This window comes from Segeticoccus rhizosphaerae (assembly GCF_009192725.1).
GTDB lineage: Bacteria > Actinomycetota > Actinomycetes > Actinomycetales > Dermatophilaceae > Segeticoccus > Segeticoccus rhizosphaerae.
The window spans coordinates 1-673 of sequence record NZ_VOHR01000681.1; the positions used below are offsets into that span (position 1 = coordinate 1).

The 673-nt window shown below is 74.3% G+C and carries 1 protein-coding gene and 1 pseudogene; both read right to left on the minus strand.

All coding sequences use genetic code 11. The annotated features are described in order from the left end of the window. A pseudogene (locus tag FRW57_RS22455) lies at positions 1-496 on the minus strand (adenylate/guanylate cyclase domain-containing protein); the annotation flags it as partial. Positions 497-516: 20 nt separating this feature from the next. Next, positions 517-639, minus strand: a complete 123-nt coding sequence (locus FRW57_RS22460) for a hypothetical protein (RefSeq protein WP_238999554.1) — start codon at positions 637-639, stop codon at positions 517-519. Positions 640-673: the final 34 nt, after the last annotated feature.

A 673-nucleotide genomic window follows, 5' to 3' on the forward strand; every position in this document is an offset into this window, starting at 1 on the left:
CGCCGCGACTGGGCTCGCCCGGTCTGCGCTCGACCGGCTCGGGCGGCTCGTGCTCCAGCACCTCGGCCATCAGCTGGGCCTGCCAGATCGCGAGCCGGTCGGCCGTCCGGCCCATCGCCCGCGTCATCGCCAGCGCGGTGTCCTGGTCGAAGGTGCCGTCACGCACGAGTGTGACCACGGCCCGCAGCGCGGCCAGGTCGGCGTCGGTGAAGACCATGTCCTCGTCCTGGACGTTGGGGAAGCCCAACGCATGCCAGAACCGGCGCGCCGACAGCAGCGAGATGCCGGCGCCGGCGCTGACCTGCCTCCGGCGCATGCTCCGCGGCTCTCCCAGCAGCTGGGCCTCGAGGTCGTCGAGCCCTGGTCGGAACGCGTCCTCGGGTTCGGCCTCGGGGCCGGGCACAGGGTCGGCGCCGGGGCCGGGCACGGGTTCGGTGTGGGGATCGGGCACGGGATCGATCATGCCGTGTCCCTCACGCTCCTCGCCGCCACTCATCACCTCACCCCTTCATTGCCTCACTGCCCCGGCTGGGCGGCACGCACGTGCACGACGTCTCCCGCGGCGTACGGGCGACGGCCGCGGGGCTCGTCGACGACCAGCCGCCCCTGGTCGTCGACGCCGGTCGCCGTGCCGCGCACGACGGCGCCTCCCGGCTGGTGCAGGTCGACGACG